This is a genomic window from Streptomyces sp. NPDC006529 (assembly GCF_040611795.1).
In the GTDB taxonomy this organism is placed as follows: domain Bacteria; phylum Actinomycetota; class Actinomycetes; order Streptomycetales; family Streptomycetaceae; genus Streptomyces.
Genome location: NZ_JBEXPB010000053.1, coordinates 1 through 17,500 on the forward strand (window position 1 = coordinate 1; position 17,500 = coordinate 17,500).

Annotated in this window: 17 protein-coding genes; 9 read left to right on the forward strand and 8 right to left on the reverse strand. The window is 72.8% G+C overall.

All coding sequences use genetic code 11. The features are described from left to right. The first annotated feature begins 565 nt into the window (after positions 1-565). Positions 566-2,035: a PAS domain-containing sensor histidine kinase gene (locus ABZY31_RS27130; protein WP_356415239.1), complete on the forward strand. Its 1,470-nt coding sequence runs from the start codon at positions 566-568 to the stop codon at positions 2,033-2,035. 155 nt (positions 2,036-2,190) lie between these two features. On the opposite strand, the gene ABZY31_RS27135 is transcribed toward ABZY31_RS27130, so the two are convergent. Further along, positions 2,191-2,448: a WhiB family transcriptional regulator gene (locus ABZY31_RS27135; RefSeq protein WP_004937597.1), complete on the reverse strand. Its 258-nt coding sequence runs from the start codon at positions 2,446-2,448 to the stop codon at positions 2,191-2,193. A gap of 319 nt (positions 2,449-2,767) precedes the next feature. After that, a complete protein-coding gene (locus tag ABZY31_RS27140) occupies positions 2,768-3,736 on the reverse strand; it encodes a diacylglycerol kinase family protein (RefSeq protein WP_356415155.1) in 969 nt (322 codons plus the stop codon). 120 nt (positions 3,737-3,856) lie between these two features. On the opposite strand from ABZY31_RS27140, the gene ABZY31_RS27145 reads away from it, so the two are divergent. Then, the gene (locus ABZY31_RS27145; RefSeq protein ID WP_356415158.1) at positions 3,857-4,291 is read left to right on the forward strand and encodes a hypothetical protein; all 435 of its coding nucleotides are present in this window, start codon (positions 3,857-3,859) and stop codon (positions 4,289-4,291) included. 33 nt (positions 4,292-4,324) lie between these two features. Here the strand turns inward: ABZY31_RS27145 and ABZY31_RS27150 are convergent, their stop codons facing one another. The 3 genes from ABZY31_RS27150 to ABZY31_RS27160 all read right to left on the reverse strand — a co-directional run bounded on the left by ABZY31_RS27150 (position 4,325) and on the right by ABZY31_RS27160 (position 6,419). Beyond that, a complete protein-coding gene (locus ABZY31_RS27150; RefSeq protein WP_356415161.1) occupies positions 4,325-5,533 on the reverse strand; it encodes an RNA polymerase sigma factor SigF in 1,209 nt (402 codons plus the stop codon). After that, positions 5,530-5,943 carry an anti-sigma regulatory factor gene (locus tag ABZY31_RS27155; protein ID WP_283448400.1) on the reverse strand — a complete coding sequence of 138 codons (414 nt, stop codon included), beginning with the start codon at positions 5,941-5,943 and terminating at the stop codon, positions 5,530-5,532. Before ABZY31_RS27155 ends, ABZY31_RS27150 begins: the two co-directional genes overlap by 4 nt. Before the next feature lie 215 nt (positions 5,944-6,158). Beyond that, entirely contained in the window at positions 6,159-6,419 is a 261-nt protein-coding gene (locus tag ABZY31_RS27160) for a UBP-type zinc finger domain-containing protein (RefSeq protein ID WP_356415162.1), read from the reverse strand. 55 nt (positions 6,420-6,474) lie between these two features. Here ABZY31_RS27160 and ABZY31_RS27165 point away from each other — a divergent pair, with 55 nt between their 5' ends. Continuing rightward, complete coding sequence (locus ABZY31_RS27165) at positions 6,475-8,055, forward strand: Na+/H+ antiporter (protein WP_356415164.1); 1,581 nt, start codon at positions 6,475-6,477, stop codon at positions 8,053-8,055. A gap of 92 nt (positions 8,056-8,147) precedes the next feature. Here ABZY31_RS27165 and ABZY31_RS27170 read toward each other — a convergent pair whose 3' ends face one another. Both ABZY31_RS27170 and ABZY31_RS27175 read right to left on the reverse strand, forming a co-directional pair. Further along, positions 8,148-9,056: a pyridoxal-phosphate dependent enzyme gene (locus ABZY31_RS27170; RefSeq protein ID WP_356415165.1), complete on the reverse strand. Its 909-nt coding sequence runs from the start codon at positions 9,054-9,056 to the stop codon at positions 8,148-8,150. Positions 9,057-9,113: 57 nt separating this feature from the next. Beyond that, positions 9,114-9,704, reverse strand: a complete 591-nt coding sequence (locus ABZY31_RS27175; protein WP_356415167.1) for an N-acetylmuramoyl-L-alanine amidase — start codon at positions 9,702-9,704, stop codon at positions 9,114-9,116. Positions 9,705-10,076: 372 nt separating this feature from the next. Here ABZY31_RS27175 and ABZY31_RS27180 point away from each other — a divergent pair, with 372 nt between their 5' ends. The 3 genes from ABZY31_RS27180 to ABZY31_RS27190 all read left to right on the forward strand — a co-directional run bounded on the left by ABZY31_RS27180 (position 10,077) and on the right by ABZY31_RS27190 (position 13,302). After that, positions 10,077-11,486, forward strand: a complete 1,410-nt coding sequence (locus tag ABZY31_RS27180) for a family 2B encapsulin nanocompartment shell protein (protein WP_356415169.1) — start codon at positions 10,077-10,079, stop codon at positions 11,484-11,486. A gap of 25 nt (positions 11,487-11,511) precedes the next feature. Further along, the gene (locus tag ABZY31_RS27185) at positions 11,512-12,588 is read left to right on the forward strand and encodes a family 2 encapsulin nanocompartment cargo protein polyprenyl transferase (RefSeq protein WP_356415171.1); all 1,077 of its coding nucleotides are present in this window, start codon (positions 11,512-11,514) and stop codon (positions 12,586-12,588) included. A 120-nt stretch (positions 12,589-12,708) separates the two neighbouring features. Further along, positions 12,709-13,302 carry a GNAT family N-acetyltransferase gene (locus ABZY31_RS27190; protein ID WP_356415174.1) on the forward strand — a complete coding sequence of 198 codons (594 nt, stop codon included), beginning with the start codon at positions 12,709-12,711 and terminating at the stop codon, positions 13,300-13,302. A gap of 155 nt (positions 13,303-13,457) precedes the next feature. Here ABZY31_RS27190 and snpA read toward each other — a convergent pair whose 3' ends face one another. Beyond that, entirely contained in the window at positions 13,458-14,126 is a 669-nt protein-coding gene (gene snpA / locus ABZY31_RS27195) for a snapalysin (RefSeq protein WP_356415177.1), read from the reverse strand. 212 nt (positions 14,127-14,338) lie between these two features. On the opposite strand from snpA, the gene ABZY31_RS27200 reads away from it, so the two are divergent. The 3 genes from ABZY31_RS27200 (at position 14,339) to ABZY31_RS27210 (ending at position 17,453) form a co-directional block, all read left to right on the forward strand. Continuing rightward, entirely contained in the window at positions 14,339-15,370 is a 1,032-nt protein-coding gene (locus ABZY31_RS27200; RefSeq protein ID WP_356415180.1) for a LysR family transcriptional regulator, read from the forward strand. A gap of 231 nt (positions 15,371-15,601) precedes the next feature. Beyond that, complete coding sequence (locus ABZY31_RS27205) at positions 15,602-16,540, forward strand: DUF4097 family beta strand repeat-containing protein (protein ID WP_356415183.1); 939 nt, start codon at positions 15,602-15,604, stop codon at positions 16,538-16,540. Position 16,541: 1 nt separating this feature from the next. Beyond that, the gene (locus tag ABZY31_RS27210) at positions 16,542-17,453 is read left to right on the forward strand and encodes a helix-turn-helix transcriptional regulator (RefSeq protein ID WP_356415186.1); all 912 of its coding nucleotides are present in this window, start codon (positions 16,542-16,544) and stop codon (positions 17,451-17,453) included. Positions 17,454-17,500: the final 47 nt, after the last annotated feature.

Genomic DNA, 17,500 nt, shown 5'->3' on the forward strand with positions numbered 1-17,500 from the left:
TCACGGGTGCGGCCCCTCTCGGCCCCTGCTGCCTCCGGCGGCGCCTCAAACGCCGGCGAGGCTGGGGTGGCCGCCGACCGCGGAGCCGGCGAGGCTGGGGTGGCCGCCGACCGCGGAGCCGGCGAGGCTGGGGTGGCCGCTGACGTGCAGCCGGCGAGGCTGGGGCTGGACCTGACGGAAAATGGGCCGGAGTGTTCCTCGACGGCCCCGCACGCACGGTTCCTCTGGGCCACGGTGCCGGGACGGGACCCTCAGCCCGTCCGGCACCGCAGCCCGGAGTACTTACGGCCGGTCGGGTGTGCGGTGCCCGACGGCCGGTGGGAGGTGCCGACGCGGTCAGGGCAGAACGCGCGGTTACCTCGATCCGTCCTCCTGTGCGGGGAGGGCGGAAGTCTTGTGGCAATTGTGGACTAGACCATTCTGTTCTGTCCATCCAATGGCGGGCCGCACGGGCCCGTCACTTCCTCCAACATTACGCGGAGTCCGCCGCTCCTGGATACTCCTGGGTACGTCCGGTGCGGAAAGTCGTGGCCCACGCCCGGGGTACCCTCGCAGCGTGCCCTCCATGAACGACCTCGTACGCCAGCACACCGCTCTCAGTGAAACCGACCTGGAGTGGCTCCACCTGCTGGTCTCGGAGTGGCAGCTGCTCTCCGACCTCTCCTTCGCGGACCTGGTGCTGTGGGTGCCCACGCTCGACGGGGCCCGGTACGTCTCGGTCGCCCAGATGCGCCCGAACACCGGCCCCACGTCCTACCAGGACGACATGGTGGGCCACCTGGTGCCCCGCGGCCGCCGCCCGCTGCTGGACGCGGCACTCGACGAGGGCCGGATCGTGCGCGAGGGCGACCCCGAGTGGCGCGAGGAGGTGCCCGTCCGGGTCGAGTCGATCCCGGTGCGGCGCGAGGGCCGGGTGCTGGGCGTGATCGCCCGCAACACCAACCTGCTCACGGTGCGCACCCCCAGCAGGCTGGAGCTGACCTACCTGCAGTCCGCCTCCGACCTCGCCCAGATGATCGCGGCCGGGTCCTTCCCCTTCCCCGGCCAGCAGGTCGACATGGACGCCTCGCCCCGGGTCGGCGACGGCCTGATCCGGCTCGACGCCGAGGGCGTGGTGACCTACGCGTCGCCCAACGCCCTCTCGGCCTACCACCGCCTCGGCCTCGCCTCCGACCTGGTGGGCCAGCACCTGGGCAACACGACGGCCGAACTCGCCCCCTCCCGGGGCCCGGTGGACGAGGCGCTCGTCAAACTTGCCAGCGGCTGGGCCCCGCGCGAGACCGAGGTCGAGGGCAGCACCGGGGTGATCCAGCTGCGGGCCATCCCGCTCAAGCCCAAGGGGACCCGGATCGGCTCGCTCGTCCTGTGCCGCGACGTCACCGAACTGCGCCGCCGCGAACGGGAATTGATCACGAAGGACGCGACCATCCGGGAGATCCACCACCGGGTGAAGAACAACCTCCAGACGGTGGCCGCGCTGCTGCGGCTCCAGGCCCGGCGCATGGATTCGGCGCAGGGCCGGGAGGCACTCAACGAGGCGGTCCGCCGGGTCGGTTCGATCGCGATCGTCCACGAGACGCTGTCTCAGAACCTGGACGAGCGGGTCGAGTTCGACGAGATCGCCGACCGGGTGATCGCGATGGTCGCCGAGATCTCCCCGGGCAACGTGGCCTGCCGGCGCACCGGCCGGTTCGGGATCCTGGACGCCGAGGTGGCGACGCCGCTGTCGATGGTGCTGACGGAGATCCTGCAGAACGCCCTCGAACACGCGTTCGTCCAGGGTGAAGGCGGCACGGTCGAGGTGTCCGCGACCCGCACCGGCAGCCGCCGCGACGACATGCGGCTGCTGATCACCGTCCTCGACGACGGATGCGGTCTGCCCCCGGGCTTCGATCCCCAGCGGGCCGGCAACCTCGGCCTCCAGATCGTACGGACCCTGGTCGAGGGGGAGCTCGGCGGCAGCTTCGACATGGTGCCGGGGGAGTCGCGCGGCACGAAGGTCGTCCTCGACGTGCCGGCCACCCCGCAGAAGTAACCGTAAGTAACCACCGGAGGACGCAGGCCCCCCGAAGGATGCCGGGCACAGCACTGAGCCCCGGACCGAATGGTTGTCGGTCCGGGGCTCAAGAGCATGTTGCTGAGCGCTGATGCGGTACTACGCGCTGCGGCTCGAGGCTCGAAAAGTCGAAATCAGGCGGTGGCGTTGCGCGCCCGGTTGCGAGCGGCGCGGCGCTTCATGGCGCGGCGCTCGTCTTCGCTGAGACCGCCCCAAACGCCGGAGTCCTGACCGGACTCGAGCGCCCACTGCAGGCACTGCTCCATGACGGGGCAACGGCGGCAGACGGCCTTGGCTTCCTCGATCTGCAGCAGCGCAGGACCGGTGTTGCCGATGGGGAAGAAGAGCTCGGGGTCTTCTTCGCGGCAAACGGCGTTGTGACGCCAGTCCATGGCTGCTCCATCTCCTTGTATTGCGGGCAGGTTGCTTGTGAATGTGAACGCTTTCACGAATCCCCGGATGGGGGAAGGGCCGACGCCCAGTTACCTGGTGTGGTCCGTGTTTCGTGGAGGGGTTCTGGCGGTCTGTGTGGGTGCCGGGTTGTGCGGGCTGTCCCGATCGCCATGTAGAGATTCGCAAACCTCGGACGGGGATACAACCCCTTCCGGAAACTTTTTTTGGATTCGTCGGTGTCTAGTAGGTCACAGCCGTACTTCCTAGGGGTGGACCGACGTTAAAACGTTCGAGTGAAAGGACTTTCGTCCCTTCCACTCACACAATCACACGCAGTGCACGGCGTACGCCTGTGAACCGAACGCTGGTGCGCAGACCCAGGTGGTCGCCGTCCATCTGGAAGGGGAGCGGCACCTTCGAATGCAAGGTGAAGTCGGTCAGATCGTGCAGGGACACCGCGTGCTTGCCGTGCGGGCCGCGCTCAGGAGTCGAGGTCAGGAGCTGTGTCGCGTACCGGGCGACCGCCGGAGTTGACAAACGGTCGAGCGCCAGCACGTCAAGCGCGGTGTCGAAGGACGCCTCCGGGGACGCGTACAGGGGCTTGTTGCCCAGGTACGTCCAGGGCGAGGTATTGCACACTATCGACAGCACCAGGTCCGTGACGGGATCCGCGCCGGGGCGTTCCAGCGTGACCGTGCCGTGCCGCCGGTTCGGCTCCTCGAAGAATTGGCGCAGCAGCTGTCGTACGTACAGGGCATGCGTCGAACGCTTGCCGCGCTCCCGCTGCTGTTCCACGCGGCCGACCACGCCCGCGTCGAAGCCGAATCCCGCGCAGAAGGTGAACCAGCGCGCCGGCACCGACTCGTCCTCCGTGCCCGGCGTGCCCTCCGCCAGGCCGAGGCCCACCGTCCGCTCCCGGCGTTCCCGCAGCGCGTCGAGCAGTGCGCCGGTCGCCTCGACCGCGTCGTTGGGCAGTCCGAGGGCGCGCGCGAAGACGTTCGTGGAGCCGCCCGGCACCACCGCGAGGCGGGGGAGGGAGTCCGGATCCGGCCCGTCGTGCAGCAGTCCGTTGACCACCTCGTTGACCGTGCCGTCGCCGCCCAGGGCCACCACGAGGTCGATGTCGTCGCTGTCCGCCGCCCGGCGTCCGAGGTCCCGGGCGTGCCCGCGGTACTCGGTGGTGATCGCCTCCAGCTTCATCTCGCTGGCGAGGGCGTGGGTCAGGACGTCACGCGTGCGCGCACTGGTGGTCGTCGCTGCTGGGTTGGCCACGAGAAGTGCACGCATGAGCAGCAGACTACCCACCCCCCGTAATGCTCACCGCACTGCCCGGTCGGGGACCGCCTGGTCCGGGGCCCGCGGCGGACCGTCACGTCCGACCTCCGGGCGCGCGGCTACCCTGCTGGAGTGAGTACGAAGCAGACCCCCGCCGCCGAGCCGCCCGCCGCCACCCCGCCCGGCCGGCTGACCGCCGCCGCCGCGCTCACCGCGCTGGAGGGCCTGGCCCTGGCCGGGCTGGGCGTCTACATGCTGTTCGTGGGCATCGCCGGAGACCCGGACTCCCCGCAGCAGGCCGAGACCGGCGGGGTGACCCTGCTCGCCCTCGCGGCGCTCCCGCTGATCGCCGCCCGCGGGCTGCGCCTGGGCCGCCGCTGGAGCCGCGGCCCGGCGCTGATCACCCAGCTGATGGCGCTGCCGGTGGCGTGGACGCTGTTCAACACCGGGGGCGCCATGACGGGCGCCGGGGTGGCGCTGGTGCTGACGGCGGTGGCCGTCGTCGCCCTGCTGGTGCACCCGGCGACGACGCAGGCCCTGGGCATCGGGCCGCGCGACGCCGCCTGAGCGACACGCCGGCGGCCGGGCCCGCTCCCCGGCCTACTCCTCGACGAGGAGCTTCTCGCGGAGCTGGGCCAGGGTGCGGGCCAGCAGTCGCGAGACGTGCATCTGGGAGATGCCGACCTCCTGCGCGATCTGCGACTGGGTCATGTTGCCGAAGAACCGCAGCAGCAGGATCCGCTTCTCGCGCGGCGGCAGGCCCTCCAGCAGCGGCTTGAGGGACTCCCGGTACTCGACGCCCTCCAGCGCCTCGTCCTCCGAGCCCAGCGTGTCCGCGACCGCCGGGGACTCGTCGTCCGTGTCCGGGACGTCGAGCGAGAGCGTGCTGTAGGCGTTGGCGGACTCCAGCCCCTCCAGCACGTCCTCCTCGGAGATCCCGAGGCGCTCCGCCAGTTCGTGCACGGTGGGCGAGCGCTGGTGCTGCTGGGACAGCTCCGCGGTGGCCGTGGTCAGGGCCAGGCGCAGTTCCTGGAGGCGCCGGGGGACCCGTACCGCCCAGCCCTTGTCGCGGAAGTGCCGCTTGATCTCGCCGACGACGGTCGGCGTGGCGTACGTCGAGAACTCGACCCCGCGGTCCGGGTCGAACCGGTCCACCGACTTGATCAGGCCGATCGTCGCCACCTGGGTCAGGTCGTCCAGCGGCTCGCCGCGGTTGCGGAAGCGCCGCGCCAGGTGCTCGACCAGCGGCAGGTGCATCCGGACCAGCCGGTTGCGCAGCTCCGCCCGCTCCGGGGAACCCTCGGGGAGGGTGCGGAGTTGGACGAAGAGGGCCCGGGCCGCGCTGCGGTCGCGCGGGTCGCGCGTGTCGCGGACCTCCCGCACCTCCTCGGGCTCCGTGATGATGTCGGCCGCCAGGATGTCGGCGGCCACCTCGGCCACGGCGCTGTCGTCCGTCGAGCCACCGTCCGCGGCACCGGGGACCGCGGGGCCGGGGCCCGTCGCGCCGTCGGCCGTCGCGCCACCGTCCGCCGCGGCGCCGTCCGCCGTGGTGGCGTCCGTCGCCGCGACGGCGGACGACTGCCCGTCCTCGTGCGGCCGGGCCACGCGTGGCCCGTCGTGCTGTGGCTCGTCCTGCTGGGTCTCGCTCATGGGGCCCGCCCGTCGCTCCGCCGAGTCCGAAAAGCCGTCTTCCGCATCCGCCTCGGCCGGGTGTGGCCGGGCGTTCTGCTGCTCCGGGATGCCGCCGTCGACCTCATGCCGTACTCGGGGCCGTTCCCCGCCCCGTACCGGGGTCTCCCCGCCGCTCACGCCGGGCCTGGTCCCGCGCCGCGCTGTTTGTAAAGGCTGATGCTGACCGTGCGGTCCTCCTCGACCGTGGCCTCGACCTTGCCGGCCAGGGCCGACAGCACCGTCCACGCGAACGTGTCGCGCTCCGGCGCACGACCGTCCGTGGTCGGCGCCGAGACGGTCACCTCCAGCGAGCCTTCCACCAGGCGGAAGACGCAGCTGAGGACGGATCCTGGCACGGCCTGCTGGAGCAGGATCGCGCAGGCTTCGTCCACCGCGATGCGGAGGTCCTCGATCTCGTCGAGGGTGAAGTCCAAGCGTGCCGCGAGTCCGGCCGTGGCCGTTCGCAGCACGGACAGGTAGGCACCCGCGGCCGGCAGCCGGACTTCCACGAAGTCCTGGGTCCCGGGCTCGCCTGCGATCTGGGACACCCTCACCTCCAAGGTGGTACGAGCTGTGTTCGCCGGTGACGCTATCGCGATCCGGGTGATCGTGTCGCGGCACCCCTCGCGGACCGACAGCGATGCACTCTCGGAACACCCCCGCCCACGGCCAGTGACTGATGGTAGGCCAATAGGTACGCACAGTGGCTAGGGGTCTGCGGGCCCAAATCGGGGGAACCGGCGGAGGGTTGACCTACCCCTCCTCAGACGATCGAACCGTCGACGAAACACCAGCGCCAGGACTCTCCCGGCTCGAAGCTCCGCATGACGGGGTGGCCGGTCTTCTCGTGGTGCGCCGTCGCGTGCCGGTGCGGGGAGGAATCGCAGCAGCCCACGTTCCCGCACTCCAGGCACAGCCGCAGCTGTACGGGATGACTGCCCAGCACCTCGCATTCCGGGCAGGTCAGGGCATGCGGGACAGGCTCGGGGCGCGGCAGTTCGGCAACATGCGTGCACTCGCTCATGATGGCCAGCGTACGACGACGGTACGGGTGCGCGACGAGTCAGAATGGATCTTCGATGGAGGTATTGCCCCTGGTGGCACTGGTGGCGGGCAGTGCCGCCGTGGCCGGGCTGGCCCGCCGGACCCCGGTTCCGGCGCCGCTGCTGCTGGTCGCGGCCGGGCTGATCGCCGCCTACGTCCCGGGCGTGCCGTCGTACGCCCTGGACCCGCACATCGTGCTGCCGCTGCTGCTCCCGCCGCTGCTGCACACCGCGGCGGTGGACAGTTCGTACCTGGACCTGCGCGCCAACATGCGGCCGATCGCGCTGCTCTCGGTCGGGTACGTGCTCTTCGCGACGGTGGCGGTCGGCTACGCCGCCTACCTGGCCGTTCCGGGCCTCTCGCTGCCCGTGGCGCTGGTGCTGGGCGCGGTGATCGCACCGCCGGACGCGGTGGCCGCCACCGCGATCGCGCGGCGGCTCGGGCTGCCCAGCCGGATGACGACCATCCTCCAGGGCGAGTCCCTGGTCAACGACGCCACCGCGATCACCGCCTACAAGGTCGCCCTGGCGGCGGCGGTGGGCGTCGGCGCGGGCTGGACGGACGGCATCACGGAGTTCCTGCTGGCCTCGGTGGGCGGGGTCGGCGTCGGCCTGGTGCTGATGGTGCCGATCCACGCGCTGCGCACCCGGCTGCGGGAGCCGCTGCTGCAGAACACGCTCTCGCTGCTGATCCCCTTCGTGGCGTACGCGGCGGCCGAGCGGGTGCACGCCTCCGGGGTGCTGGCCGTGGTGGTCGTCGCCCTGTACCTGGGCCACCGGAACTGGCAGGTCGACTTCGCCACCCGGCTCCAGGAGGAAGCCGTGTGGAAGGTCGTGGCCTTCGTGCTGGAGTCGGTCGTCTTCGCGCTGATCGGGCTCCAGCTGCCGGTGGTCCTCAAGGGGCTCGCGGAGTACGAGGGACCGGCCGTGGCCTGGTACGCGGTCTTCGTGTTCCTGGTGGTGGTGGTCGCGCGGTTCGCCTGGGTCTTCCCGGCGACGTTCCTGCCGCGCACACTGTCCTCGCGGATCCGCGGGCGCGAACCGGATACGAACTGGAAGGCGCCGGTGGTCGTGGGGTGGGCCGGGATGCGGGGGGTGGTGTCGCTGGCGATCGCGTTCTCCGTGCCGATCTCGGTGCCGCACCGGAACCTGATCCTCTTCCTGACCTTCACGACGGTGATCGGCACCCTGGTGGTGCAGGGCCTGACGCTGCCGCCGCTGATCCGCCTGCTGCGGCTGCCGCCGCGGGACCCGCACGCCGAGACGCTCGCCGAGGCGCAGGCCCAGAGCGAGGCCTCGCGGGCGGCCGAGGACCGGCTGACCGAGCTGCTGGCCTCCCCGGCGAACGTGCTGCCTCAGCCGCTCGCCGAGCGGCTGAGGACGGTGCTGGAGCGGCGCCGCAACGCGGTGTGGGAGCGGCTGGGGGAGGTCAACGCGGTGACGGGCGAGTCGGCGGACGACGTCTACCGGCGGCTGGCGCGCGAAATGATCGAGGCCGAGCGGGAGGTCTTCGTGACCCTGCGGGACCGGCGCCGCATCGACGACGAGATGCTGAGGGCGCTGCTGCGGCGCCTGGACCTGGAAGAGGCGGCGGCCTACCGCGAAGACCCGGCGTAGCCGCGGGGGACCCCTGTCCTCAATCGCCGGACGGGCTGGAATGGTCCCCGGGGACCCGCCGGAGGCATGGGCGCCGGTAGGTCCGCGCCGGGTCACGGGTGGCCCGTGATGATGGCCGTCAGGCGGGTGCTCGGGGGGTAGGCGCCGCGGCGGGTCAGGGCCGCCAGGGCCCAGAGGAGCTTGGCCACGTACACCCGCTCCACCGGGATCCCGTGCCGCTCCTCGAAGCCGGCCGCGAAGGCCTCCAGCTCCGCCGGGACCTTCGCGTAGCCCCCGTGGTGGAAGTCCTCGGCCAGGCTCCACGCCCCCCGGGCGCCCCCGTACGCCGCCGCCTGGAGGGAACGTATCTCCGCCTCCAGGAACCCGCCCCGCAGCACCGGCACGCCCACTGCCCGCTGCCCGGGGCCGAGCCCGGCGGCCAGGCCCGCCAGGGTCCCACCCGTCCCGCACGCCACGGCCGCCACATCGGTCAGCCCCCGCAGCTCGCGGCCCAGCTCCTCGCAGCCCGCCAGCGCGAGCGCGTTGCTGCCGCCCTCCGGGACCACGTACGCCCCCACCGCCCCGCACTCGGCCAGCAGCCCGGCCAGCACCTCCGGCTCCGCCTTGCGCCGGTAGGCCGACCGGGTCACGAAGTGCAGCCGCATGCCGTCCGCGGCGCACCGGGCCAGGGACGGGTTCAGCGGCCGGCCGGCCAGTTCGTCGCCGCGGACCACCCCGACCGTCGCCATCCCGACGAGCCGCCCGGCGGCGGCGGTGGCCCGCAGGTGGTTCGAGTAGGCCCCGCCGAAGGTGACGAGGGACCCGTATCCCCCGGCCACCGCGGCCCGCAGGTTCGGCGCGAGCTTGCGCCACTTGTTGCCCGGCAGCTCGGGATGGACGAGGTCGTCCCGCTTCAGCAGCAGGCGGACGCCGTACCGCTCGAACCCGTCGTCACGGATCTCCTGCAGCGGGGACGGCGGCCGTGGCTGCAGGAGCGCGTCAACGTGTGCGGGGCGGTTCACCCGCCCATTGTGTGCCGGGCCGGGGGCGCGGGCGGACCGGCCCGTGCCCCCGGGGCGCTACTTCAGGAGTTCCGCGACGCGGTCCCGCATCGACCGCATGGTGAAGCCCTTGGGGTCGATCTTGCCCGGCTGCCATTCCAGGTGGCCGATCACCGATCGGGCGGTCCAGCCGTGCGCCCGGCAGACGGCCGCCGCCGCGCGGGCGATGGCGACCAGCTGTACTTCCGGCCACGGATCGTCGCCGTCGCCGAGGTTCTCGCACTCGAAGCCGTAGAAGTGGCGGTTGCCGTCGGTGTTCGCCTCGTTGTCCGGCGGCAGGGCCTTCTCGGCCACCACCGCGGCGAGGACGTCACCGTCGCCGGAGCCCGCGTGGTTGGCGCGTCCGTAGCCGACGAGGTGGACCCGGCCGTCCTTGGCGATGACCCCGTGGCACAGGGGGCCGGGGAGTTCGCCGTAGCCGTCGCGGCAGATCGCGACGGTGCGGTCCGTGCCGTGGGTGACGGTGTGGTGGATCATCACGCCGTTGACGGGCCCCCAGGGGCCCTTGTGGTTGCGGTTGTGGGTGCGCCAGGCGCCGACTTCGACGACGGTCAGCCCCTCGTGGCGCAGGGCGGTGAGGAACCGGTCCGCGGACATGGGTGCGGCCATGGCCGCCTCCTTTGCGGTGCGTGACGGTCACCTTGCGTGTCCGTCTCGTGACGCAACGGGTTGTAGCGGAGGAGATCCTTCCGTGGCCAGGGCGCTCGTACGGCGTGCGAACCGTGTGCGAGCGGATCCGGACATTCGGACTCGGGCCCCACTGGCCCCCACAGTCCCGACAGCCCCGGGAGCCCCGCCCGACCCGTGCGGCACAGCGGTGGCCGGAACGCGTGGGGTCGACGGCCGCGGGGGTTCGGGCGGACCCAAGAGAGTGCCCATGCCCCGGACGGAGTAGTCCCACCCTTTTGTGTAATGGTCCCACCACGCGCTGTGCTGAAAGGCTGCCTCCGCAGACCCATGGAGTGATCGAAAGGGAAATACATGTCGGTCCAGGCAGGTTCCGAGTCCGAGGCCCAGCCTCAGCCGCAGCGCAGTCTCGCGACAGCAGCCGCGCGGAACTTGGCAACCACCACCAAGTCCAAGCCGCAGATGCAGGAGATCACCTCGCGGTGGCTGCTGAAGATGCTGCCGTGGGTGTCGGTGCAGGGCGGCACCTACCGGGTGAACCGCCGCCTCAGCTACTCCGTCGGCGACGGCCGGGTGGAGTTCATCAAGACCGGTACCCAGGTCCAGGTGATCCCGGCCGAGCTGGGCGAACTGCCCCTGCTGCGCGAGTACGAGGACGTCGACGTCCTCGCCGAACTCGCCCAGCGCTGCAACCAGATCGACTTCGAGGCCGGCCAGGAGCTGACCTCCTTCGGCAACCCCGCCGACAAGGTGTTCCTGCTCGCGCACGGGCGGATCGACCAGATCGGCCCGGGCCCCTACGGCGAGGACGCCGTACTGCGGACGGTGGCCGACGGCGCCTATTTCGGCGAGAGCGCCCTCACCGACGAGGAGGCGATCTGGGAGTACACCGCCCGCGCCGCCACCTCCGGCACCGCGCTCGTCCTGTCCCGGCAGGACTTCCAGCTGCTCGCCGACCGGGTGGACTCGCTCCGCGCCCACGTGGAGTACGTACGCACCCGGCCCGAGCAGCACACCAACAAGCACGGCGAGGCCGCCATCGACCTCTCCGCCGGCCACACCGGCGAGGCCGTCCTGCCCGGCACCTTCGTGGACTACGAGGCCAGGCCGCGCGAGTACGAACTCAGCATCGCCCAGACCGTCCTGCGCGTGCACACCCGCGTCGCGGACCTGTACAACCAGCCGATGAACCAGACCGAGGAGCAGTTGCGGCTCACGGTCGAGGCGCTGCGCGAGCGCCAGGAATTCGAGATGCTCAACAACCGCGACTTCGGCCTGCTCCACAACGCCGAGTACGACCAGCGGATCCAGCCCCACGACGGCGCGCCCAGCCCCGACGACATGGACCAGCTGCTCAGCATGCGGCGCGGGTCCAAGATGTTCCTCGCCCACCCCAAGGCCATCGCCGCCTTCGGCCGCGAGTGCAACAGGCGCGGCCTGTACCCCGAGTCGATCGACATCGGCGGCCACCGGGTGCCGTCCTGGCGCGGGGTGCCGATCTTCCCGAGCAGCAAGATCCCGATCAGTGACGCCCGTACGACGTCCATCCTGTGCATGCGCACCGGCGAGGACGACGGCGGCGTGATCGGCCTGCACCAGCCCGGGATCCCGGACGAGATCGAGCCGAGCATGTCGGTGCGCTTCATGGGGATCAGCGAGCAGGCGATCATCTCCTACCTCGTCACCGCCTACTTCTCGGCCGCCGTGCTGGTGCCGGACGCGCTCGGCGTCCTGGAGAACGTCGAGATCGGGCGCTGGCGCTGAGCGGGCGGCCGGGGGAGACGAGGGCATGACGGCCACCGAGGAGCGGCCGGTCGGCGAAGGGGCGCCGGCCGGCGACGACCCGGCGCCCGCCGACGGGCAGGAGGCCGCGGTCCTGCTGGCCAGGACCAGGGAAACGGTCAACCCGCGGCTGCGCAGTACGGTCGAGGGCCTGCCCGGGCCCATGCGCCGGGTGGCCATGTACCACTTCGGCTGGGAGCAGGCCGACGGGACCCCGGCCGCGGGCCAGGCGGGCAAGGCCATCCGGCCCGCCCTGGTCCTCGCGTCCGCCGAGGCGCTCGGCGGGCGCGCGGTGGACGCCGTGCCCCCGGCGGTCGCGGTGGAGCTGGCGCACAACTTCACGCTGCTGCACGACGACGTCATCGACGAGGACGTGCGCAGACGCGGCAGGGCGACGGCCTGGGCGGTGTTCGGGATACCGGAGGCGATCATCTCCGGTGACGCGATGATGGCGCTGGCGCTCCAGCAGCTCGCGCAGGACCCGCACCCCGCCGCGGCGCGGGCCTCGGCCCGGCTCGCGGCCTGCGTGATCGAGCTGTGCGGCGGGCAGCAGGCGGACATCGCCTTCGAGCGCCGCGAGCACGTCTCGCTGGAGGAGTGCCTGTCCATGGCGATGGCCAAGACCGGCGCGCTGCTGGGCTGCGCGTGCGCGCTGGGAGCGCTGTACGCCGGGGCCGGGCCCGAGGAGGTCGAGGCGATGGACGCGTTCGGCCGGGAGGCCGGACTGGCCTTCCAGCTGATCGACGACCTGATCGGCATCTGGGGGGATCCGGACCACACCGGGAAGCCGGCGGGGGCCGATCTGCGGGCGCGCAAGAAGTCCCTGCCGGTCGTCGCCGCCCTCACGTCGGGCACCGGAGCGGGCGAGGAACTGGCCGCCCTGTACGCGGGCCCGATGGAGGCCGGTGACGTGCGCCGGGCGGCGGACGCCGTCGAGCGGGCCGGCGGGCGGGACTGGGCGCAGGCCCATGCCGCCGACAGGATGGGCCGCGCCGTGCAGCAGCTGGCGCGGGCCGTGCCGGATCCGGGGGCGGCGGACGGGCTGCTGGCCCTAGCGGAGTTCGTGACCCGCAGGACGCGCTGAGCGTCCGCGTACGCGTCGAGGCCGGTTCTGGTGCCGCACGGTGCCGGAACCGGCCTTTCCGCACGTCCGGGCCAACTCTAGGATCGCGCAAGGCTGTTACGCGCGAGGAAAGGTGAGGCCATGGGTACGCTGGAGATACGTTCCGCCGGGCCGGCGGACCGGGACGAGGTGGCGGGGCTGCTCGACGCCGCCTTCTTCGACGACCCGGTCAGCACCTGGGTCTTCCCCGATCCGGAGCACCGCCGCGCGGTCCACGCGGACTTCCTGGGCGTCTTCGTCGACGTGGCCCTGGCCGAGGGCCGGATCGACCGCGCGGCCGACGGCTCGGCCGCCGCGCTGTGGCTGCGGGTCCCGGCCGGGGAGCCGGAGGGCGAGGACGAGGTGCCGGCGCGCATGCGGGAGGCCGCCGATCCGGACAACGAGCGCTGCGAGCTCGTGGGGCGCCTCATGGGCGAGGTGCACCCGACGGCCGAGGAGCACGAGTACCTGCTGATGATCGCGGTCGCGCCCGGCCGGCAGGGCGAGGGCCTGGGCAGCGAGCTGATCCGCCCCGTGCTGGAGCGCTGTGACCGCGACGGCGTACCGGCGTACCTGGAGGCCAGCAGCGAGCGGAGCATGCGCCTCTACGAGCGGCTCGGCTGGGAGTTCACCGGCACGCCGGTGAGGCTGCCGGACGGCCCGCTGATGTGGCCGATGTGGCGCAAGCCGCGCTGAGGCGACTCCGCTTCCGGGACGGGCGCGCCGACCGGACCGGCCGCGCCGCGGGTCGGGCGGTGGCCGGGCCGGTCCGCCGGTCGTGCAACGGGAAGGCCGCGGACGGCCCGGGTCCCGCGCGGGAGCCCGGGCCGCCCCCCGTGCGGCCGGGTGCGTCAGCCCTTGGTGTCGAGGCCCGATGCGGCGAAGCCGTTGGCCCACAGCTGGTTCACGCGCGAGCGCTCGGTGGAGTTCGGGGTGGCGTTCTGGCACGAGGTGCCGGGGCCGCCGCCCGACATCAGCTCGCTGCACGGACCCGAGTAGTGGTCCGGCAGGCCGAGGACGTGCCCGGTCTCGTGGGCGGTGACGCGGGTGGAGTTGTACTGCTGGTTCTGCGCGTAGTCGAGGAAGATGTACCCCCGGCCGTGCCCGTCGGTGCTGGCGTACGAGCCGCGCGAGTCGTTGCCCTCGTAGTAGGCGAAGTTGCCGCCCGAGGACACCTCCTGGAGCTTGACGTTGGAGACGGAGGAGTTCCAGATCTGCGTGGAACGGGATATCTGGCTGCGGAAGGTGGGCGCGCTGCGGGTGTTGTAGGTGACCGTGACGGCCTGCAGGCCGGGGTTGGCGGCGCGCTGCTCGGCGACCGAGCGCTGCACGGCCTCGAAGAAGGCGCGGTTGGCGGCGGCGTTCTCCGCCGAACGCTCGTAGGCGGCGTACGAGGCGGGGCTGCCGGTGGGGGCGGCGGCCGGGGCGGCGCTGGCGGTGGTCGCGGGGAGGACGCCGAGGGCGGTGGCGAGGCCGAGTCCGACGACGGAGGCGAGCGCGGTCCTGCGGGAGTGGCGCATGGGGGGCTCCTGCTCATTCGGTGCGGTGGGGGGTGGATGGGTCGTCCGGTACCGGAGTCTGCGGGAGCCGGAGCGGGCGGCGGATGATGTCAGCGCCCGATAGCCCGGCGCTATCGGCAAGTTTTCGGAAGGGCAACTTCCGCGAGAATGGCGGGATTCGGGGGGCTATCAGTGGCTGGTGCGGCCCAGGTGGGCCGCCCTACTCTCGGGGCATGGAGCTCGAGGTGAGGCACTTGCGCGCGCTGTGCGCCATCGCCGACGCCGGCAGCCTGCACAAGGCGGCCCGGCTGCTCGGGGTGAGCCAGCCCTCCCTGACCACCCAGCTGCGCCGGATCGAACGGGCCCTGGACGGCGAGCTGTTCCTGCGCGAACGCACAGGGTGCCGGCCCACCCCCTTCGGCCGGACCGTCCTCGGCCGGGCCCGCCCGCTGCTGGAGGACATGGCGGCTCTGGTGGCCGAGGCGCGCGAACTCGCGCACGGGCCGCGGCTGCGGATCGGCTCCACCGCGAGCCGCGCGCTGCCCGGCTGGCTGCGCAGGCTGCACCGGCGGATGCCGGACACCGAGACCTCGCTCGTGGTGGACGTCTCGGCCAACGCGCTGCTGCGGATGGTGGCTTCGGGGCAGCTTGACGTGGCCTTCGTGCACGAGGTGGAGGGCTGCCCGCTGCGGGTGCCGCCGGGGCTGGAGGTCCACGTGCTGATGGAGCGCGAACCGCAGTTCGTCTCCATGGCGCGCGACCATCCGGCGGCGCGCCGACCGGTCGTGGACTTACGGGAGTTCGCCGCCGACCGGTGGACGGTCGACCCCTCGGTCGACGGCGAGTGGGACGGGCTGCGCCGCGTCCTCGCGGGCGCCGGCCTGCGCCCCGCCGTGCTCCACGCCGACTACCACACCGCCGCCTCGCTGATCGTCTCCGGCGAGGCCGTCGCCCCCTGCCAGCCGACCTCCGGGGTGCGCGAGGACATGGCGATCCGGCCGCTGTACGGGGACCCGCTGGCCGTGCGCCTCCTGCTGGCCACCCTCCCCGGGACGCACGCCGAGGTGTACGAGGACCTGCGCGCCGCCTACCGCGAGGCGGCCCTCGGCACCCCGCCCTACCGCGCCTGGCTGCGCCACCACGCGAGCCCGCTGCTGGACGCGGACCCCGAGGCGGACGCCGCCGCGGACCTCGACACCGGCAGGAAGATGGACGCGGACATGGGCATGGACATGGACGCCGACCCGGAGGCCGAGGCCGCGTAACGCCCCCCGCCCCGAATCGCGGAGCGACCCGGCCGCCGGGCCCGCGCCCGCCCTGACCCGCGCCCCGCGCCCGCCCCAGCCTCCTCACCCCGCCTTGCCGCGCCGGGTTCCGCCGTGCCCGGGGACGCTTGACTTCCGGCAACCGCGATATATCGTGTTCCTCAGAAGACGCGATATGTTGCGTCACGCCGAACCCGGCACCCGCGCGTCCGCCCGAGGAGGATCAGCACCATGGCACACCAGACGACCTGGTCCATCGCCGAACCCCAGCAGCTCACCTTCGACGAGCCGGTCGCGGAGATCCGCGTCCGCGTCGTGGGCGGCACGGTGAACGTCGTCGCGGCCGAGGGCCCGGGCCGGCTCCAGGTCACCGAGGTCAGCGGCCCGCCCCTGCACGTGGTGCGGGAGGGCGACTGCCTCACCGTGTCCTACGAGGACCTGCCCTGGAACGGCTCGCAGAACCTGCGCGAGTGGTTCGACTCCAAGCCGTGGAAGTCCTGGACGGGCTCCGGCAGGCGCTCCGCCGCCGACGGGGGCCGCAAGGCCTGGGAGCGCAGCGCCGTCATCTCGCTGACCGTGCCCGCCGCCACCCGCGTGCAGGTCGTGACGATCAGCGCAGCCGCCTTCGTCTCCGGCATCTCGGGCGCCACCGACGTCAACGGCGTCTCCGGGGACGCCACCCTGGTGGGGCTCTCCGGGGCCGTCAAGGCGCACACCGTCTCGGGCAGCGTGGAGGCCCAGGCCCTCAGCGGGACCCTCGGCTTCCACTCCGTCTCCGGCGGGCTGACCGTGGTCGAGGGAGCGGGCGGCAGCGTCCGGGCCGACTCGGTCAGCGGCGACATGCTCCTGGACCTGGATCCGGACCAGGCGTCCGCGCAGCCGGTGGACATCGCGCTCAACTCGGTCTCCGGCCAGGTCGCGATCCGCCTCCCGCACCCCACCGACGCCCGCGTCGAGGCCAACACCGCCACCGGCGGGGTCTCCAACGCCTTCGAGGACCTGCGGGTCTCCGGCCAGCTGGGCGCCAAGCGGATCACCGGGACCCTCGGGTCCGGGACCGGCACCCTGCGGGCCACGACCGTCTCCGGCTCGATCGCGCTGCTGCGCCGCGAACCGGCCGACACCGCCGCCTCCGCCACCCCCCTCGCGCTCGACAAGAAGGTGCTCTGAGATGCCGCCCGTCTTCGCCCACGGCCGCCTGCGGCTCTATCTGCTGAAGCTGCTCGACGAGGCGCCGCGCCACGGGTACGAGGTGATCCGCCTGCTGGAGGAGCGCTTCGAGGGTCTCTACGCGCCCTCCGCGGGCACCGTGTACCCGCGGCTGGCCAAGCTGGAGGCCGAGGGGCTCGTCACGCACGCCACCGAGGGCGGGCGCAAGGTGTACTCGATCACCGAGGCGGGCCGCGCCGAACTGGCCGACCGCGGCGGTGAACTGGCCGACCTGGAGCTGGAGATCCGCGATTCGGTCTCCGAACTGGCCGCCGAGATGCGCGACGACGTGCGGGGCGCCGCCGGCGACCTGCGCCGCGAGATGCGGGAGGCGGCCGCGGCCTCCGCCTCCGGCACCCGGGTCGAGGACGAGACCTGGCGGCTGGCCAAGGAGGAACTGCGCCGGGCCCGCCAGGAGTGGAAGGAGCAGGCCCGCCGGGCGAAGGACGAGAGCCGCCGGGCCCGCGAGGAGGCCCAGCAGGCGCGCCGCCAGGCGAAGGAGGCGCAGGACCGGGCCCGCGAGGAGGTCCAGCGCATCGCGAGCCAGCTCCAGGACCACTTCACGAAGTCCGGCGTCCGCGAAGGGCTGTCGGAGTTCACCGAAAGGATCGGCGGCCTGGCGGGCATCTGGCTGGGCTCCGCCGCGACCCACGACGGGACCGGGGCGCGGCCCGCGGCGTCCGGCTGGGCCGAGGACCTGCGCCCCACCGAGGACCCGGCGCGCGACCTGGACCGGCTGCTGGACCGCTTCCGCGACGACGTGCGCGACGCGGCCCGCGACCACGGGGTGAGCGCCGCCCAGCTGGAGGAGATCCGCGCCGACCTGGCGACCGCCGCGTCCCGCATCGCGGGCACGGTCCGCGCTCCGCGCTGAGCGCACGGGCCCCGCTGAGCGCACGCCCCGCGACGCGCTCGGGCAGC